This window comes from Mesorhizobium sp. M1169 (genome assembly GCF_040318345.1).
Lineage (GTDB): Bacteria > Pseudomonadota > Alphaproteobacteria > Rhizobiales > Rhizobiaceae > Mesorhizobium.
The window spans coordinates 11883-28902 of sequence record NZ_JAMYME010000026.1 but is presented as its reverse complement, the minus strand read 5'-3'; the positions used below and the strand labels follow the sequence as shown (position 1 = coordinate 28902).

Sequence of the window (17020 nt, the reverse complement as noted above, 5' to 3'; positions counted from 1 at the left end):
AGATGTCCGACGAGGCGGATGTGATCATTGTCGGCGCCGGCCTTGCCGGCCTTGTCGCGGCGGCCGAACTGACTGCGGCCGGCAAGAAGGCCATCATTGTCGAGCAGGAGCCGGAGCAGTCGCTTGGCGGCCAGGCATTCTGGTCGCTCGGCGGCATCTTCCTTGTCGATTCGCCCGAACAACGGCGCATGCGCATCCGCGATTCGTATGAGCTGGCGCTCGAGGACTGGCTGGGCACCGCAGCCTTCGACCGCACGGAAGATCTCTGGCCGCGCCGCTGGGCCGAGTCCTATCTCGGCTTCGCCGCCGGCGAGAAGCGCTCCTGGCTCATGCAGCGCGGCCTGAAATTCTTTCCGGTGGTCGGCTGGGCCGAGCGCGGCGGCGGCAATGCCGTCGGCCGCGGCAATTCGGTGCCGCGCTTCCACATCACCTGGGGCACCGGCCCTGGCGTGCTCGAGCCGTTCGTGCAGCGCGTGCGCGAGGCCGAGAAACGCGGGCTGATCCGCTTCAAATTCCGTCACCGGGTTAACGAACTGACGCGGACGGGCGGCGTCGTCGACGGCGTGCGCGGCGACCTGTTGGCGGCGAGCGATGCCGAGCGCGGCCGCAAGAGCTCGCGCGAGATCACCGGCGATTTCGAGCTGAAGGCGCAGGCCGTCATCGTCGCCTCGGGCGGCATAGGCGCCAATCACCGGCTGGTCCGGGAGAATTGGCCGAAGCGGATGGGCGCGCCGCCGAAACGCATGATCACTGGCGTTCCCGATCATGTCGACGGCCGCATGCTGGCGATCGCCGAAGCCGCCGGCGGCCGGCTGATCAACCGCGACCGCATGTGGCACTATGTTGAGGGCGTCAGGAACTGGGCACCGATCTGGACCGATCATGCGATCCGCATCCTGCCCGGCCCGTCATCGCTGTGGCTCGACGCGCGCGGCAAGCGCCTGCCGGTGCCGCTCTATCCCGGCTTCGACACGTTGGCCACGCTCAGCCACATCATGAGCACCGGCTTCGATCATTCCTGGTTCATCCTGACCAAAAAGATCATCCGGAAGGAGTTCGCGCTGTCGGGCTCCGAGCAGAACCCCGATCTGACGGGGAAGAGCTGGCGCCAGGTGCTCGGCCGCGCCACCAGCGGCGTGCCCGCGCCGGTCAAGGCGTTCATGGAGAAGGGCGAGGATTTCATCGTCGAGCCTGATTTGCCGGCGCTGGTCGCCCGCATGAACGCAGTGGCCGGCTGCGAGCCGCTGCTCGAACTGGCGCAGGTTGAGCGCGAAATCCGCGCCCGCGACCGGCAGCTCGACAATCCGTTCTCCAAGGACATGCAGATTACTGCGTTGCGCGGCGCGCGAGCCTATCTCGGCGACCGGCTGATCCGCACCGCAAGACCGCACAAGCTGCTCGATCCCGCCAATGGCCCGCTGATTGCCGTCAGGCTCAGCATCCTGACCCGCAAGACGCTCGGTGGGCTGGAGACTGACCTCGACAGCCGCGTGCTGGGCGCCGGCGGCCAACCAGTCGAGGGGCTGTACGCGGCGGGCGAGGCCGCCGGTTTCGGCGGCGGCGGCATGCACGGCTATGCAGCGCTCGAAGGCACGTTTCTCGGCGGCTGCATCTTTTCCGGCCGCAGTGCCGGACGCGCGGCCGCGCGGATTGTGGCATAAAACAAGGCCGGCGGCCGTTGCGCCAAGGTGGCGGGTCGCACCGAATGGCCAACTTCCCTTAGAGCATTTTGCAGCCGAATGGAATCATTTGGCGTCCGTATAAATGTGGCAAAACAGATAGTTAGAGCGGGTTACCGGTTCCAGGAGAACCGGAACCGGCTCTAGGTGAAGGGCTGCAAATTGACGTCTTGAAGCTTGGAACCGGCAAGCAAAGCCTCGAGCACCTGCTTCTTGAGAGACAGGCACTGCGAACGGGCAAGTTTGACGATGGCGGAAATCTCGCCTGCCTCGCAGGCAAGGACCAGCTCCTTTTGCTGGGCAATGATCAACTGGGTGAAGTCGCGGGACTTGAAGCCGAGGTGGAGAACCCGCGCCGACTGGTCGAGTATCTGGTCCAGCAGATGCGCCAGTCGTAAATTTCCCGAGAGCTCCGCAAGGGCCAGACGAAACGCACGGTCGGCCGCAAGGAAGGCGACGTGGCTGCGTAGCGTCTCCGGCTTCAGCACTTTTTGCGCTGCCAGCCTGACATCCTCGAGCCCGCGCTCGGTCATGTTCGATGCCGCCACCCTGAACACTTCCGGCTCGATCAAGCTGCGGACGTCGAAGATCTCGTTGACATCCCGCAGGCTGAGCGTAGCAACGACGTAGCCGCGGCGCGGCTCGCTCCTGACCAGTCCTTCCTGCATCAGTCGGGCCAGCGCCGCGCGGATGGTCGCCTTTTTGATCTGGTATCGATCACCGATCTGTTTCTCCGTCAGCGCCTCGCCGGGGCGCAGCACGCAGGCGATGATGTCGTTCCTCAGCTGCTCATATGCCTGTTCCCTGCGAAGGACGTCGGCGGCTGACAGTGCTGTCGCCTCGACCGTAGCCGGTCTTGCCGGTTCGGCGGTCAACTTCGTCGTTTTCATATTTTGTCCGTCTGGCTGTCCGATTGACGCTGGCCTCAGCATTCGCTAGCGTGATCATCTCAAATTGATAATCTGAGCATCTCAGGGAGGATAACTGATATGCCTTTAGCCGCCAACTCGCCCCTCTACGCTGTTGCTGATGATATCGTCAATGCCGCGAAGGGGCCAGATCCCCTCGAAGCGGTAAGGACGGTCCTGGGCGACTACACCAACCGCTTTCACGCATCGGGAACACTCGCTCACGAAGAAGACGACGACGAGGTGCTTCTGCATGCGAGTCCGAACCTGACGATCTATCACATCACTCTGTCGCCCGGCCTGCAGTACCCGCCTCACAACCACCTGATGGATGCCTTGATCGGCATCTACAAGGGCAGCGAGACGAACTTCATCTATCCCGTTGCCGGCAGCGAACTCGATGTTCCCGAAAGGCAGGACATCGCAGCGCCTGCCGTGGTGCACATGGCGTCAAATACCGTTCATGCGGTTGCGAATACGGGCGGTGCGCGATCGGGTGCGCTGCATGTCTACCTCGGCGATCTCACACGAACCCACCGGCAGCTGTGGAGTCCGGATAGCAACCAGGCCGAGCCGTTTGACAATGACCGCTATCTGGCCGGCGCTCGGCCCATTCAGCAGTCCGGGCACGAATGAGCGCAGGGGCGTCGCGGGCGGCGAAATTGGCCGTGATCAGCGGACCCGTCGGAATCGCGTCACACTTGTCACTCTCGCCAACCCGCTATCGCCCCTATCCTATCTGACGACCCAACACGTCGCGCCTGCGGCGACAAACCAGCAAGGAGATGCACAATGACGGCACATCAGAATGGCACAGGCGAGCAGACGAAGCGGCTCGCGATGAAGACACCACCGGTCGTTTCGTCTGACGCGTGGGAGGCCGCGCGCCAGCAACTGCTCGTGAAAGAGAAGACCGTGACCCGGGCTCGCGACGCACTGGCCGCCGAGCGCCGGCGGATGCCGTGGATGGCGGTGGAGAAGACCTATACGTTCGAAGGGCCTGATGGAAAGGTGAGCCTGCTCGACCTGTTCGAGGGCCGCCGTCAGCTGATCGTCTACCGCGCCTTCTTCGAGCCCGGCGTATTCGGCTGGCCCGACCACGCTTGCCGCGGCTGTTCGCTGGGGGCGGACCAGGTCGGCAACCTCGCCCATCTGAACGCCCGCGACACCACGCTTGCCTACGCCTCGCGCGCACCGCAGGCCGACATTGCGCGGCTGAAGGCGCGGATGGACTGGAAGATGCCCTGGTACACCATCACCGACAGCTTCGATGCCGACTTCGGCGTTGACGAGTGGCACGGCCACAACGTGTTCATCCGCGACGGCGACCGCGTGTTCCGCACCTACTTCATCAACAACCGCGGTGACGAGGCGATGGGGACCGTATGGAGCTATCTCGACCTGTCGCCGCTCGGCCGCCAGGAGGTTTGGGAGGATTCGCCCGAGGGCTATCCGCAGACGCCGACGTACAAGTGGTGGAATTGGCACGACAATTACGGCGCCGAAGCCGTCCCCGACAAAAAATGGGTCGAGATATCGGACGCCGGAGAGGCCGCGTTCCGGAATCGCACCGAATAGAACGTCTTTGGCGTCGCGGAAATGCAGCCAGGACAATTGGAGGAGCGGGATGCACGGTTCAATTCGACGCATCCCGCTCGCTATGCAGGACTACGGACATGAGCGAGATTCATGCAGGCGGATCCACCGGCGATGCGAGCCCGGCCGACCATAGTGCAGCCGATTGGCTGTCCTTTGCGGCCGCGCCGACCTTCGCAACCATGGCGCTGCTGACGCTTCTCGGCGGAGCGCCGGACATGATGTGCTCGACCGGGCAAGAGGCGTCACCGCTCGACGGCATGGTGCCGATGTACCTGCTGATGAGCGGCTTCCATTTAGGACCTTGGCTGAAGCAGGTTTCCGGCCGGCGACGCCGCCGCAAATAGAGCTGTACCGGCCGACAAAGGCCCGTTCTGGTCGGGAAGACATCCCTCACCAGATCCACTCGCCCCTTCCCAAAACCGCTACCGCATCGACAATCCGGGTAAAGCTCGAGCGGGCCCGGCCGGCCGTGTGCCTGGCGCGCAAATAGCCATGCACCAGCCCCGGCTCCTCGAGCCACCAGGCGCGCCCGCCCGCGGCAACGATGCGGTCGCGATAGGCTTCGCCGTCCGACGACAGCGGGTCGCATTCGGCGGTGATCACGACGGTGGGCGGCAGATTGGCGAACTCGGCGTCGGCGAGCGGCCACAGAGTGAGATCGCCGGTGCGATCCTCGCCACCTGTCCTGATGTCCCTGTAGAAAAGGAGGTCGCGCGCGGTAAGCATCGGCGCTTCCGCGTGGGTGACGTAGGAACCGGCGGAGCTGTCGCCGCCAAGACCGGGATAGACCAGAATCTGGCCGATCGGCTTGCGCGCATGGCCACGCGTTGCGTGACTGACGGCGGCGGCGAGATTGCCGCCGGCACTGTCGCCGCAGAGCAGGACAGGACGCTCGAAAGTCGCCGCCGCCCATTCGAAGGCGCTGATGGCATCGTCGAAGGCGGCCGGATGAAGGTGTTCCGGTGCCAGCCGGTAGTCGACCGAAACCACTTCGTAGCCGGTGCGGCTGCAAAGCTCGGCGCAGAGGTCGTCATGGCTGTCGAGCCCGCCGAGGATGAAACCGCCGCCATGGAAATAAAGCACCATCGCCGCCGTTTCCGGCGCCGGAGCGCGGTAGATGCGGATCGGAATGTGCCAGGGTGTGGCAATGGCGGTGGTTTCCGCCGTGACGCCTTGGGGATAGCCGGCAAAGAACTCGCGGCACATCCGGCTGTAGATCTCGCGCTGCTCGGCGACGGTGTAGTCGATCGTATCGGGCGGATAATAAGAATTGGTCCGCTCGATGAAGGCCCAGGTCTCGGCGTCGATGAGGGTTTTGTAGTCGGTCATGGGCGCTGAATGGATCGCAATGAATCCGCCTGAACACCCCCCTCTGGCCTGCCCTCTTTGCCACCACTTGGCATCTCCCCCTCAAGTGGGGAGATCGGCAGCTTCGGCCTTGCAGCCCATCTTGCAACGTTGGAGATTGGCGAAAACCGAAGCGACATCCGATCTCCCCCCTTGAGGGGGAGATGGCCGGCAGGCCAGAGGGGGGTGAGCGCCATCATTCCTGCAATACCACTACTTCCCCTTCCACACCGGATCGCGCTTCTCGGCAAAGGCGCGAAAGCCCTCGAGATTGTCCTCCGAGCCGTAGAGTGCGTCAACCGTCGACAGTTGCCGGCGCGTCACCCGGTTCATCGCGTCCTGGAACGTCAGCGATTCTGCGACCCGGGCCGTCTCCTTGATCGCGGCGAAGACCAGCGGCGGGCCGCTGGCGAGCAGCCGCGCGATCTCCCAGACGCGGTCCTCCAGTCTTTCCTTGGGCAGCACCTCGTTGACCAGGCCCCATCGATGCGCCTCGGCGACATCCATCCAGCGGCCGGTGAGCAGAAGGTCCATGGCGACATGGTAGGGGATACGCTTCGGCAGCTTGATCGTCGCCGCATCGGCCAGCGTGCCGGCACGGATTTCGGGCAGCGCGAAGGAGGAGTGGTCCGACGCATAGATGAGGTCGCAGGATAGCGCCAGTTCGAAGCCGCCGCCGACCGCCATGCCGTTGACGCAGGCGATCACCGGCTTGTTGAGGTCGCGCAGTTCCTGCAGCCCGCCGAAGCCGCCGACGCCGTAGTCGCCGTCGACGGCGTCGCCGCCGGCCGCGGCCTTCAGGTCCCAGCCGGCGCAGAAAAACTTGTCACCGGCGGTCTTGACGATGGCGACGCGCAAGTCGGGATCGTCGCGAAACGCCTTGAAAGTCTCGCCCATCAGCCGCGACGTCTTCAGGTCGATGGCATTGGCCTTGGGCCGGTCGAGCGTGACTTCGAGGATAGTGCCCTCGCGGCGGGTGGTGATGACGTCAGACATTTTTGTTCTCTCCAAGCACCAGCAGCGCATCGGCGATCCAGGCGCCCTTGCCTTCGGTGCAGACGATCAGCGGATTGATGTCGAGTTCCTCGATCTCGCCGGCGTTTTGCTGCACGAAAGCGGCAATGCCCGATATCGCACCGATTGCCGCTGCAACATCGGCCTTCGGCCGACCGCGATAGCCGTCGAGCAGCGGGAACAGTTTCAGCCCGCGCAAAGCGGCCTCGATATCGTCGCGGGTCGCCGGCAGCATCAGCGTGACGCTGTCGCGCAACAGCTCGACCAGCACGCCGCCGGTGCCGAGCGTCATCACGGCGCCGAACATCGGGTCGCGGGTGAAGCCGACGAGCAGCTCGGCGACGCCGTCGCGCACCATGCGCTCGACATAAAGACCGGTGCCGAGCGGGCCGAGATCGTGGGCGGCGGTGCTGACGGATTCGGCATCCCTCAAATTGAGCCGGACCGCGTCGAGCTCGGACTTGTGGATGACGCCAAGGGCCTTCAGCGCCACCGGGAAGCCGAGCGCCATCGAGGAGATGACAGCTTCGACCGCGTTGCCGGCGCGCTCGCCCTTCGGCACGGGGAGCCCGGCCTCGATGAGCCGCGCCTTCGCCTCGGCCTCGTCCGGCGTGACATGGTCGCCGGCCGGCGCGCCGGACGCCGAAGTGTCGATCGGCTGCGCCTGCGGCTCGCGCCAGGCCCAGCCGATGAAGGCCGCCGCCTGGGCGGCGTCCATGGCTTCGGAGATGCCGAACAGCGGCACCATGCCCCGCGCCATCAGGCCGGCAGTGTATTCCTCGGGCAGGTTCTCCGGCAGCGAGGAGACGATCGCGCCTTGCGCGCTGTTGGTCTTCAGCGCCGATTCGAAGGCGCGCAGCGTCGCCCACCAGTCGGTGTCCGAGCAGCGGTCGGGGCGTGGGAAATCGAGCACCAGCATGTTGAGGTCAAAGCCCCCCGACACCATCGCGGTGAAGGTGGCGGTCATCGCCGGCTCGTTGTTCCAGATGAAGGTGTGGTAGTCGAGCGGGTTGGCCACCGCGACCAGCGGCCCGAGCGTCGATTTGACATGCGCGCGGTGCTCGGGGGTGAGTGGCGGAAACGTCACCCAGCGGCCTTCGGCGCTGTCGGCCATGACCGACGCCTCGCCGCCCGAACAGCTCATCGACGACAGCCGGTAGCCGGGCAGGGGGCCGGTGACGTGCAGCAGCTTGAGCGCCTCGATGAAGGCGGGAATTGAATCGATGCGGGCGATGCCGAGCCGCTTCAGGAAGGCGCCGGACGCCGCGTCCGAGCCGGCCAGCGACGCGGTATGGGAGACGGTCGCCTGCCGCGCCTGCTCGGAGCGGCCGACCTTCATGGCGATGACAGGCTTCTTCAGCTCGCGTGCCCGTGCCGCCAGCCTTTCGAAGCCGGCTACCGAATCGAAGGCCTCGATATGCAGGCCGAGCGCGGTGACGCGGTCGTCCTCGATCAGGCCGAGCGCCATTTCGGAAAGCCCGGTCTGCGCCTGGTTGCCGGCGGTCATCAGAAAGGCGATCGGCAGGCCGCGTTTCTGCATCGTCATGTTGATGGCGATGTTCGACGACTGGGTGATGATGGCAACGCCGCGACCGCCTTCTGGCAGCCTGATGCCGCCATGCTGGTCGGGCCACAAAAGCGCGCCGTCGGCATAGTTGATGAGCCCGTAGCAGTTCGGCCCGATGATCGGCATTTGGCCCGCCGCCGCGACCAGCTCGGCCTGCAGCCGCTCGCCGTCTTCGTCATAGGCCTCGGTTTCGAGAAAGCCGGCGGCGAAGCAGACCGCACCGCCGGCGCCGCGTTCGGCCAGTGCCTTGACGACTTCGATGGTCAAGTGCCGGTTGACGCCGACGAAAGCGGCATCCGGCGCACCGGGTAATTCGGCCACCGAGCGATAGGCCTTGCGGCCGGCGACCTCGGCCTTGCTCGGATGCACCGGCCAGATCTCGCCGGCAAATCCCATCTTGATCGATTGCGCGACCACGGCGGCAGCCTGCGCGCCACCGAAGACCGCGATCGTTCGTGGGCGCAAAAGGCGCTCAAGTTTGTGCATAAACACCCCCCTCTGCCCTGCCCTCTTTGCCAAAACTTGGCATCTCCCCCTCAAGGGGGGAGATTGGCAGCTGGGCCGCCGGCCCGAGGCATGCAACGGCAATAACTGGCGAAATCAGGAATGGCGGCCGATCTCCCCCCTTGAGGGGGAGATGTCCGATAGGACAGAGGGGGGCGCGAAGGAATGCAGACATTGCGCTGTTCAGCCCCCGAACGGGCGCAGCAGCGCCCGCGAGATGATGTGGCGCTGGATTTCCGAAGTGCCTTCCCAGATGCGCTCGACGCGGGCGTCGCGCCAGATGCGCTCGAGCGGCAAATCGTCCATCAGCCCCATGCCGCCATGGATCTGGATCGCCTCGTCGGCGACGAAGGCAAGCATCTCGGTGGCCTTCAGCTTGGCCATGGCCATGTCCTGATCGGTAACGGTGCCCTGATCGTACTTCCAGCCGGCTTCGAACACCATCAGGTCGGCGGCCTTCAGCTCGGTCGCCATGTCGGCGAGCTTGAACGACACGCCCTGGAACTTGCCGATCGGCTGGCCGAATTGCTGGCGCTGCGCGGCGTATTCGATGGCATGGCCAAGCGCCCGCTCGGCACGGCCAAGGCAGGTGGCGCCGACTTGCAGGCGCGTTGCGCCGAGCCATGAATTGGCGACATCGAAGCCTTTGTGGACCTCGCCGAGAACCTGGCTCGCCGGCAGCCGGCAATCGTCGAATTCGAGAATGGCATTGGTATAGCCGCGATGCGAGACGTTGCGGTAGCCGTCGCGCACGGTGAAACCCTTGGTGCCCTTGTCGACGAAAAAGGCGGTGATCTTCTTGCGTTTTCCACGCGAAGACTCTTCCTCACCCGAGGCCATGAAGACGATGGCGAAATCGGCGAGGTCCGCATGGCTGATGAAATGCTTGGTGCCGTTCAGCACCCAGTCGTCGCCGTCTTGCACGGCGGTTGCCTTCATGCCGCGCAGATCGGAGCCGGCGCCCGGCTCGGTCATTGCCAGGCAATCCCATTTCTCGCCGCGAATGCAGGGAAACAGATATTTTTCGCGCTGCTCCGGCGTGCCGGCGAGAAGGATGTTCGAAGGCCGCGCCACGCAGGTCCAATGCAGCGCGTAATTGGCGCGGCCGAGTTCCTTTTCATAGAGCAGCCAGGTCACCGTATCGAGCCCGGCGCCGCCGACATCGGCCGGCATGTTGGCGGCATAGAGGCCGGCTTCGATCGCCTTGGCCTTGATCTCCCCGATCAGCTCGCGGCGCAGCACGCCGGTACGCTCCACTTCGCGCTCATGCGGGTAAAGCTCGTTCTCGACGAAGGCTCGCGTCGTCTCGACGATGAGCTTCTGCTCCTCCGAAAGACCAAAATCCATGGTCTCAGCCTTTCTTCTTTTTCTTCGGCTTTTCAGCCTTGGCCTTTTCGGCCGCCCTGGAGGCGGTGGGCTTCTTCGCCGCAAGCTTGGCCAACTGCCTGGTGTAGTCCCTATGCAAGGCGCCGGCACCCCAGCCTTTGCCTTTGTTCTGCTTCGACAGTGCCTCCATGATGGCGACCAGATTGTCGTCGCGGATCTTTTCGAGATCGCGGATCGACAGACCGTGCGCCTGGTCATCCGACTGGGTCGCGATCAGCTCGACCAGCTCGTCGTTGAACTCCGGCACGTCCATCAGCTTGGTCCACGGCCATTTCAGGCACGGGCCGAACTGCGCCATGAAGTGGCGCATGCCGGCCTCGCCGCCGGCGACGCGATAGACCTGGAACATGCCCATCTGCGCCCAGCGCAGGCCGAACCCATAGCGCATGATGTCGTCGAGCTCCTCGACCGTGCAGATGCCGTCCTTGACCAGCCACAGCGCCTCGCGCCATGCCGCTTCGAGCAGCCGGTCGCCGACGAAGGCTTCGATCTCCTTGCGGATCACCACCGGCTTCATGCCGATCGAGGCATACATCTCCTTGGCGACCTCGATCGCCTCGGGAAAGGTCTGTTCGCCGCCTACGATCTCGACCAGCGGCAGCAGATAGACGGGGTTGAACGGATGGCCGACGACCAGCCGCTCCGGGTGCTTCTTCATCGCCACCTGCATGTCGGTCGGCTTGATGCCGGAGGTGGAGGATCCGACAATGGCGTTGGCCGGCGCATAAAGGTCGATCTCGGCCAGCACGCGGTGCTTCAGGTCGAGCCGCTCCGGCACGCTTTCCTGGATGAAGTCGGCGTCGGCCACCGCCTCGGCGATCGCCTTGGCGAAGGTAAGCTTGCCCTCCTTCGGCAGGCCGCCGGGCAGCATCTGCTTGTAGGCGCGTCGTGCTCCCTTCATCACCTCGCCGATCTTGCGTGACGCCTCGGGGTCGGGATCGAAGATCGACACGTCGATGCCGTTGAGCAGCAGCCGCGCCACCCAGCCGGCGCCGATGACGCCGCCGCCGATGGCGGCCGCCTTGTTGATGATGCTCATGCGGAAGCTCCGGTTCTTGTGCTGGCTGTTGCGGGGTCGGTGAGGGCGACGCGTTCGCCGGCACGGATCACGGACGCGTCATAGGCCTTGCGCGCGAACACTTCGAGCACGAAGGGCCGGAAGAAATCGATCGGCAATGTCTCATAGTCGGGATCGAAGCTCGACTGATCCCAGCGTTCGCAAAACTCATCGCAATCGTCGAAGTAGATGTGCCCGGCGAAACGGTCGCGGGCGTGCGGATTGCCGCCGAGGTGGTGGGCGTAATAGAGGCGCTGGAAATCGCCGTGCTTTTCCACCACCCAGGTGCATTGCTCGCGCACAAAAGGCTTCAGGATCGACGCCGCATACTCGTCGTGGTTATAGGGCGCGTAGATGTCGCCGATATCGTGCAGCAAGGCGCAGGCAATCCAGTCGGTGTCGGCGCCGTCGCGCCAGGCCCGCGTTGCCGCTTGCAGCGAATGGCCGAGCCGGGTGATCTTGTAGCCCGAGAGGCCCGCATCGAGTTGGACGAGCGCGTCGAGCAGCCGCTCGCCGGTCTTTGCCGCGTAGTCGATCTCGTGCCCGGTGAGGAAGGCGTAATCCTCGCGGTCGCCGTCCTTCATGGCGGTGAATTTCACGGTCTTCATCGGCGGCTCCTCCCAACCGGCTACCGGCTTTTCAAAGCGGTGCGCGCTTCGTCAGGTTCAGCTTCTTGCGGACTTCGTCCGGGCCGATGACCCTGGCGCCCATATTCGACACGATGCTGACCGCCCGCTCGACCAGCTGCGCATTGGTCGCCAGCACGCCCTTGTCGAGCCAGAGATTATCCTCCAGTCCGACGCGGACATTGCCGCCGGCCAGCACCGCGGCCGCGACATAGGCCATCTGGTTGCGGCCAATGGCAAAGGCCGACCAGTCCCAGGTCGACGGTACATTGTTGACCATGGCCATGAAGGTGTTGAGGTCGTCCGGCGCCCCCCACGGCACGCCCATGCACAATTGCACCAAGGCGTCCGGCTTCAGCACTTCTTCCTCGACCAATTGCTTGGCGAACCACAGATGCCCGGTGTCGAAGGCCTCGATCTCCGGCTTGACGCCGAGCGCCGTCATCATGCCGCCCATGGCACGCAGCATGCCGGGCGTATTGGTCATGACATAATCGGCCTCGGCGAAATTCATGGTGCCGCAATCGAGCGTGCAGATTTCCGGCAGGCACTGGCGCACATGTTCCATGCGGTTGCTCGCGCCGCCCATGTCGGTGGCTTTTTCGTTCAGCGGCAGCGGCTTCTCCGGCGGGCCGAATACCATGTCACCGCCCATGCCGGCGGTCAGGTTCAGCACCACGTCGACGTCTGCAGCGCGGATGCGCTCGGTTACTTCGCGATAGAGATGCACGTCGCGCCTAGGCTTGCCGGTCTCGGGATCGCGCACATGGCAGTGCACGATTGCGGCACCTGCCTTTGCCGCCTCGATGGCCGAATCGGCGATCTCTCTGGGCGAGCGCGGCACACGCGGGCTGCGATCCTGCGAACTGCCCGACCCGGTCACGGCACAGGTAATGAAAACCTCACGGTTCATCGCTAACGGCATCGGATTCTCTCCCAATAGAACGTAGGGCAAGAATGCCTGACTTGCCGGAAACTGTTTTGCGTTTTACGAAGATCGTGTGACCAAAAACGAAAAACCGACGATCTTTCGGGCCGAGCGTTTGCCGCTCAAGGTAACGCTGCTGGTATTCTCCGGCTCGTCGATCATGTGCGTCGCCTCGGCCGTCGATCCGTTGCGCGCCGCCAACCGCATTGCCGGTGAGACGCTGTTCGATTTCAGGCTGGTCTCGGTGACAGGCGAGGCGCCGGTCACCACATGCGGCCTGCCGGTGGCGGTCAGCGGCCGCTTCGATGCGGCTGACACAACCGATATGCTGGTCGTCGTCGCCGGCTTCGGCACGCAGAACCATGCCACATCGGCCTTGCTGTCCGGACTGCGCCGGGCGGCGCGCGCGGCACGCGCCTGCGGCGGCGTCGAGGCCGGCACCTGGCTGGTTGCCCGCGCCGGTCTGCTGGAGGGGCGCAGCGCCACCACCCACTGGGAGGACATGGAGGATTTCTCGTCGGCCTTTCCCGGCGTCGACGTGCGCCCCGACCGCTACGTCATCGATGGCCCAGTGTTCACCACCGGCGGCGCCTCGCCGACCTTCGACCTGATGCTGCATCTGATCCGCACGCGGCTCGGCATGGCCGTGGCGCTCGATGTCGCGAGCGTCTTCATCTACGACCAGGCGCGCGCCGCGACGGACGCGCAACCGCTGGTCTCGCTGGGCCGTCTTGACGGCTACGATCCCAGGCTGGCGCAAGCCATCCGGCTGATGGAAGCGCATGTCGACCAGCCGCTGACTATCGCGGCCGTGGCAAAGCGCGCCGGGGTGACGGCACGGACGCTGGAAAGCATCTTTCGCAAGTCGATCGGCGAAACGCCCGGCGCTTATTACCTCAGGCTGCGCCTCGGCGCCGCGCGCCGGCTGGTGGTCGACACGCGCATCGCCATGGCGGACATTGCCGGGCGAACGGGGTTTTCGTCCGCCGCGGCATTTTCCAGAGCGTTTTCAAGAGCGTTCGGCGAAGCGCCGGTCAGGCTGCGTCGGGGATAATGCATGTCGCCCAAAGCTTGGCCACGGGCTTGACCCGACGGTGCGGAGCGGTTTTGGGATAACGACATGCATAGACAAAGGTAGATCAGGCAGCGTCCTGGCGGTCGCTGCTGCCGTCGATCTGCGAGCGCATCTGTCTCGCAAGATGGGTCTCGAAGCGGCTGGCGACCGCGCGATCCCATTCGTTTGCACTCAGCGCACCTTGTTTCGGGTGCGGCAGCGCCATCAGCCGGTCGATGATCGATCCAGCCTCGCCAGATGAGAGCAGGGCGTCGATTTCGCGTTCGTGCTGCATATCGTTTCGCCTCCTTCTTTCTGAATCCCGCCACGAACCATACTATAGGAGGTTCGTGACGGCTGTTTGAAGGCAAGAGCGAGGCGATTGATGGGCGATGCCGGGCAAAGTTTTGTCCGCCGCCGCCCATCTTGGGCACGATCGTTCCGGCAGGTCACGCAGTGCTTCAGCCAAGCCGCATCGACAGTTCAACATCCTCGCCGAACGGCGTGGACATGTAGCCACTCCCGGTCGAGCGCACCCGCTCGAGGTATTCGGGGCAAAGATCTGCGTTGTCGGCAACGACGAAGGCGCCCGGTCTGAGGCGGCTTTCAACCAGACTCAAGATCTCGGGATAGAGCGCTTTGGCGCCGTCGAGCAGAAGCAGGTCGACGTTTTCGGGAAGATCGACGCTTAATGTTTGCAGCGCGTCTCCTTCGCGGATTTCCACCATGTCAATGAGACCGCCTGCTGTCAGATTACTCCTCGCGCGCGCGACCTTGGATGGCTCGAACTCGCTGGTGATCAGGCGGCCACCGCCATTGTCCCGCAAGGCTGCGGCAAGGTGCAGGGTCGAGATGCCGAACGAGGTTCCAAATTCGACGATCGTCCGTGCGCCGCTGCCTCGTGCCAGCATGTAGAGCAGCGTGCCGGTCTCTCGCGAAACGGGAAGCCAGAGATCCCTTAGCCGCCCATAGAAATCGAGGTATTCGGTCTTGCTTCGAACCAGCCGCATCCGCTCCTCGGCGGAGAGTTCCGCCACTGCAGGGCTTGTTGCCGCAGCGGCTTCCTCGAACAGGCGGTCCAGCAGGGGCGCGAGCGGCGTTGTCGTCAGTGTGGTCATATCGGTCTCCAGTCGGAATTGAATGCGTTCTTGTGCGACATTCAAAATACGACTAATCATTCGCATTCACTAATCGCATTGGCGCGGCTCTCAATGAGCGACAACCGAAGTCCGCGGATTTCCTCGCGAAAACAGCCGAAGCAGGCCCGCTCGGCGGAGCTCGTCGCTGCGATTTTGCAGGCTGCTGTTCAGGTTTTGGCGAGGGAAGGCGCGCAGCGCTTCACCACGGCGCGGGTGGCCGAGAAGGCCGGTGTCAGTGTCGGATCGCTGTATCAGTATTTTCCGAACAAGGCGGCGATCCTGTTCCGGCTCCAGAGCGACGAATGGCGGCAGACGACCAGTTTGCTGCGCGATATCCTCGAGGATATCAGGAAACCGCCGCTCGACCGGCTGCGCGACCTGGTCCACGCCTTCCTCCGCTCGGAGTGTGACGAGGCCACGGTGCGTGTGGCGCTCGACGACGCCGCACCGCTTTACCGCGACGCGCCCGAGGCGCAGACGGCAAGGGCGTCCGGAGACCGCACCATCCAGCTCTTCATGCAGGAGGCGTTGCCAAACGCCGCGCAAGCGACTCGCGAATTGGCCGGCGACCTGGTCATGACGACGCTCAGCACGGTGGGGAAGCAGTTCTCGGAGACGCCTCGAACGCCCAAGGAGATTGAAGTCTACGCCAACGCCATGGCCGACATGTTTTGCGCCTACCTGAGAGGCCTCGATCACGGCTAAGGCGCGCCAGACCCGGTCAGCGAACAGGCCACGCGAGTTTCACACGGGGCAAAACCTTCGTCGGTTCAGCCCCGCGGAAAGCCGTCTTAGCCGGCGGCCGCTGAACAATGCGGCCGCGAACCGGGTACGCCTCAGACGTACCGGTTGACGATGTTCTCGAGTAGCTCTTGGCGGCCGGATCTGGGCTGCGGCTCGATCTTCTCTTTGACGACGCGCTCGGCGATTTCCTCCAGCGTGCGCTTGCCGGCAAGCATCGCCTTGGCCTCGGCCGAATCCCAGCCGGCATAGCGCTCGGCGAGCGGGGCGGACAGCGCCTTGTCCTCGACCATGCGCGCTGCCGCCTTGAGGCCGCGAGCGCAGCAGTCCATGCCGCCGATATGGCCGATCAGCAGATCCTGCGGATCGAGCGACTGGCGCCTGAGCTTGGCGTCGAAATTGGTGCCGCCGGTCTTGAAGCCGCCGGCCTGCAGCACCTGGTAGTAGGCCAGAGCCATCTCCGGCACATTGTTGGGGAACTGATCGGTGTCCCAGCCCGACTGGTAGTCGTTGCGGTTCATGTCGATCGAACCGAAAATGCCGAGCGTATTGGCCAGCGCCAGTTCATGCTCGAACGAATGGCCGGCCAGGATGGCGTGGCCCTGCTCGATGTTGAGCTTGACCTCGTTCTCCAGTCCGAAACGCTTGAGGAAGCCATAGACGGTGGCGACGTCGTAATCATACTGGTGCTTGGTCGGCTCCTGAGGCTTCGGCTCGATCAGGATGGTGCCTTCGAAGCCGATCCTGTGCTTGTAATCGACGACCAGGTTGAGGAAACGGCCGGCCTGTTCCTGCTCGCGGGCAAGGTCGGTGTTGAGCAGCGTCTCATAGCCCTCGCGGCCGCCCCACAGCACGTAGTTCTCGCCGTTCAGCCGCTTGGTGACGTCGATGCAGTGTTTCACCGTCGCCGCCGAATAGGCAAAGACGTCCGGATCGGGATTGGTGGCGGCGCCCGACATGAAGCGGCGGTTGGAGAACAGGTTGGCCGTGCCCCACAGCAGCTTGACGCCGGTCTGCTTCATCTTTCCCGAGAAATAATCGGCGATCTCGTCGAGCCGCGCCGCACTTTCGGAAAAGTCCCGGCCCTCCGGCCGCACGTCGGCATCGTGGAAGCAGAAATAAGGCGCGCCCAGCAACGAAAACATCTCGAAGGCGACGTCGGCCTTGAGCTTGGCCAGCTCCATGGTGTCGGTACCGCCGGCCTTGGGGAACCATGGCCGGTCGAACGTCTGGCCGCCGAACGGATCGCCGCCCGGCCAGGCGAAGGAATGCCAATAAGCGACGGCAAAGCGCAGATGGTCCTCCAGCCGCTTGCCGGCGACGATCTCGTCGGGATTGTAGAACCGGTAGGCCAGCGGATTGGTCGAATCCGGTCCCTCATATTTGATCTGTTGGATGTCGCCGAAAAAACCGCTGCTCATGTTTTTTTCCTCTCGCATGGTTCGGCCTGATTACCTCAGGCGTAATTGGT

At 64.3% G+C, this 17020-nt stretch carries 17 protein-coding genes; 6 read left to right on the top strand and 11 right to left on the bottom strand.

The genetic code is table 11. From position 1 onward, the window contains the following. Positions 1 to 2 precede the first annotated feature (2 nt). On the top strand, positions 3 to 1661 hold the full coding sequence (locus NKH41_RS22625; protein ID WP_352769747.1) for an FAD-binding dehydrogenase: 1659 nt from the start codon (positions 3 to 5) through the stop codon (positions 1659 to 1661). A gap of 161 nt (positions 1662 to 1822) precedes the next feature. Here the strand turns inward: NKH41_RS22625 and NKH41_RS22620 are convergent, their stop codons facing one another. Beyond that, complete coding sequence (locus tag NKH41_RS22620) at positions 1823 to 2569, bottom strand: GntR family transcriptional regulator (protein WP_352540004.1); 747 nt, start codon at positions 2567 to 2569, stop codon at positions 1823 to 1825. 99 nt (positions 2570 to 2668) lie between these two features. Between NKH41_RS22620 and NKH41_RS22615 the strand changes: the two genes are divergently transcribed. The 3 genes from NKH41_RS22615 (at position 2669) to NKH41_RS22605 (ending at position 4530) form a co-directional block, all read left to right on the top strand. After that, positions 2669 to 3223 carry an autotransporter gene (locus tag NKH41_RS22615; protein ID WP_352540005.1) on the top strand — a complete coding sequence of 185 codons (555 nt, stop codon included), beginning with the start codon at positions 2669 to 2671 and terminating at the stop codon, positions 3221 to 3223. Between the two features lie 156 nt (positions 3224 to 3379). Next, complete coding sequence (locus tag NKH41_RS22610; RefSeq protein ID WP_352682190.1) at positions 3380 to 4165, top strand: DUF899 domain-containing protein; 786 nt, start codon at positions 3380 to 3382, stop codon at positions 4163 to 4165. A 98-nt stretch (positions 4166 to 4263) separates the two neighbouring features. Continuing rightward, complete coding sequence (locus NKH41_RS22605; protein WP_352682188.1) at positions 4264 to 4530, top strand: hypothetical protein; 267 nt, start codon at positions 4264 to 4266, stop codon at positions 4528 to 4530. Between the two features lie 46 nt (positions 4531 to 4576). Here NKH41_RS22605 and NKH41_RS22600 read toward each other — a convergent pair whose 3' ends face one another. The 7 genes from NKH41_RS22600 to bcoG form a co-directional block, all read right to left on the bottom strand. Then, positions 4577 to 5515 carry an alpha/beta hydrolase gene (locus NKH41_RS22600; protein ID WP_352769753.1) on the bottom strand — a complete coding sequence of 313 codons (939 nt, stop codon included), beginning with the start codon at positions 5513 to 5515 and terminating at the stop codon, positions 4577 to 4579. Between the two features lie 231 nt (positions 5516 to 5746). Further along, positions 5747 to 6529 carry a carnitinyl-CoA dehydratase gene (locus NKH41_RS22595; protein WP_352472543.1) on the bottom strand — a complete coding sequence of 261 codons (783 nt, stop codon included), beginning with the start codon at positions 6527 to 6529 and terminating at the stop codon, positions 5747 to 5749. Beyond that, positions 6522 to 8600, bottom strand: a complete 2079-nt coding sequence (locus NKH41_RS22590) for an acetate--CoA ligase family protein (protein ID WP_352769756.1) — start codon at positions 8598 to 8600, stop codon at positions 6522 to 6524. Before NKH41_RS22590 ends, NKH41_RS22595 begins: the two co-directional genes overlap by 8 nt. A 201-nt stretch (positions 8601 to 8801) precedes the next feature. After that, the gene (locus NKH41_RS22585; RefSeq protein WP_352769758.1) at positions 8802 to 9965 is read right to left on the bottom strand and encodes an acyl-CoA dehydrogenase family protein; all 1164 of its coding nucleotides are present in this window, start codon (positions 9963 to 9965) and stop codon (positions 8802 to 8804) included. A 4-nt stretch (positions 9966 to 9969) separates the two neighbouring features. Then, a complete protein-coding gene (locus NKH41_RS22580) occupies positions 9970 to 11043 on the bottom strand; it encodes a 3-hydroxyacyl-CoA dehydrogenase NAD-binding domain-containing protein (protein WP_352769761.1) in 1074 nt (357 codons plus the stop codon). Then, entirely contained in the window at positions 11040 to 11669 is a 630-nt protein-coding gene (locus NKH41_RS22575) for an HD domain-containing protein (RefSeq protein ID WP_352769763.1), read from the bottom strand. Before NKH41_RS22575 ends, NKH41_RS22580 begins: the two co-directional genes overlap by 4 nt. Positions 11670 to 11700: 31 nt before the next feature. Then, positions 11701 to 12612 carry a 3-dehydrocarnitine:acetyl-CoA trimethylamine transferase BcoG gene (gene bcoG, locus NKH41_RS22570; RefSeq protein WP_352769766.1) on the bottom strand — a complete coding sequence of 304 codons (912 nt, stop codon included), beginning with the start codon at positions 12610 to 12612 and terminating at the stop codon, positions 11701 to 11703. Positions 12613 to 12688: 76 nt separating this feature from the next. Here bcoG and NKH41_RS22565 point away from each other — a divergent pair, with 76 nt between their 5' ends. Continuing rightward, entirely contained in the window at positions 12689 to 13669 is a 981-nt protein-coding gene (locus NKH41_RS22565; protein WP_352748846.1) for a GlxA family transcriptional regulator, read from the top strand. An 85-nt stretch (positions 13670 to 13754) separates the two neighbouring features. Here the strand turns inward: NKH41_RS22565 and NKH41_RS22560 are convergent, their stop codons facing one another. After that, entirely contained in the window at positions 13755 to 13964 is a 210-nt protein-coding gene (locus tag NKH41_RS22560) for a hypothetical protein (RefSeq protein ID WP_023680243.1), read from the bottom strand. 166 nt (positions 13965 to 14130) lie between these two features. Beyond that, entirely contained in the window at positions 14131 to 14787 is a 657-nt protein-coding gene (locus NKH41_RS22555) for an O-methyltransferase (RefSeq protein WP_352769770.1), read from the bottom strand. A gap of 93 nt (positions 14788 to 14880) precedes the next feature. Here NKH41_RS22555 and NKH41_RS22550 point away from each other — a divergent pair, with 93 nt between their 5' ends. Then, the gene (locus NKH41_RS22550) at positions 14881 to 15513 is read left to right on the top strand and encodes a TetR/AcrR family transcriptional regulator (protein WP_352769773.1); all 633 of its coding nucleotides are present in this window, start codon (positions 14881 to 14883) and stop codon (positions 15511 to 15513) included. A 131-nt stretch (positions 15514 to 15644) separates the two neighbouring features. On the opposite strand, the gene xylA is transcribed toward NKH41_RS22550, so the two are convergent. Continuing rightward, positions 15645 to 16970, bottom strand: a complete 1326-nt coding sequence (xylA, locus tag NKH41_RS22545) for a xylose isomerase (RefSeq protein WP_352540012.1) — start codon at positions 16968 to 16970, stop codon at positions 15645 to 15647. Positions 16971 to 17020: the final 50 nt, after the last annotated feature.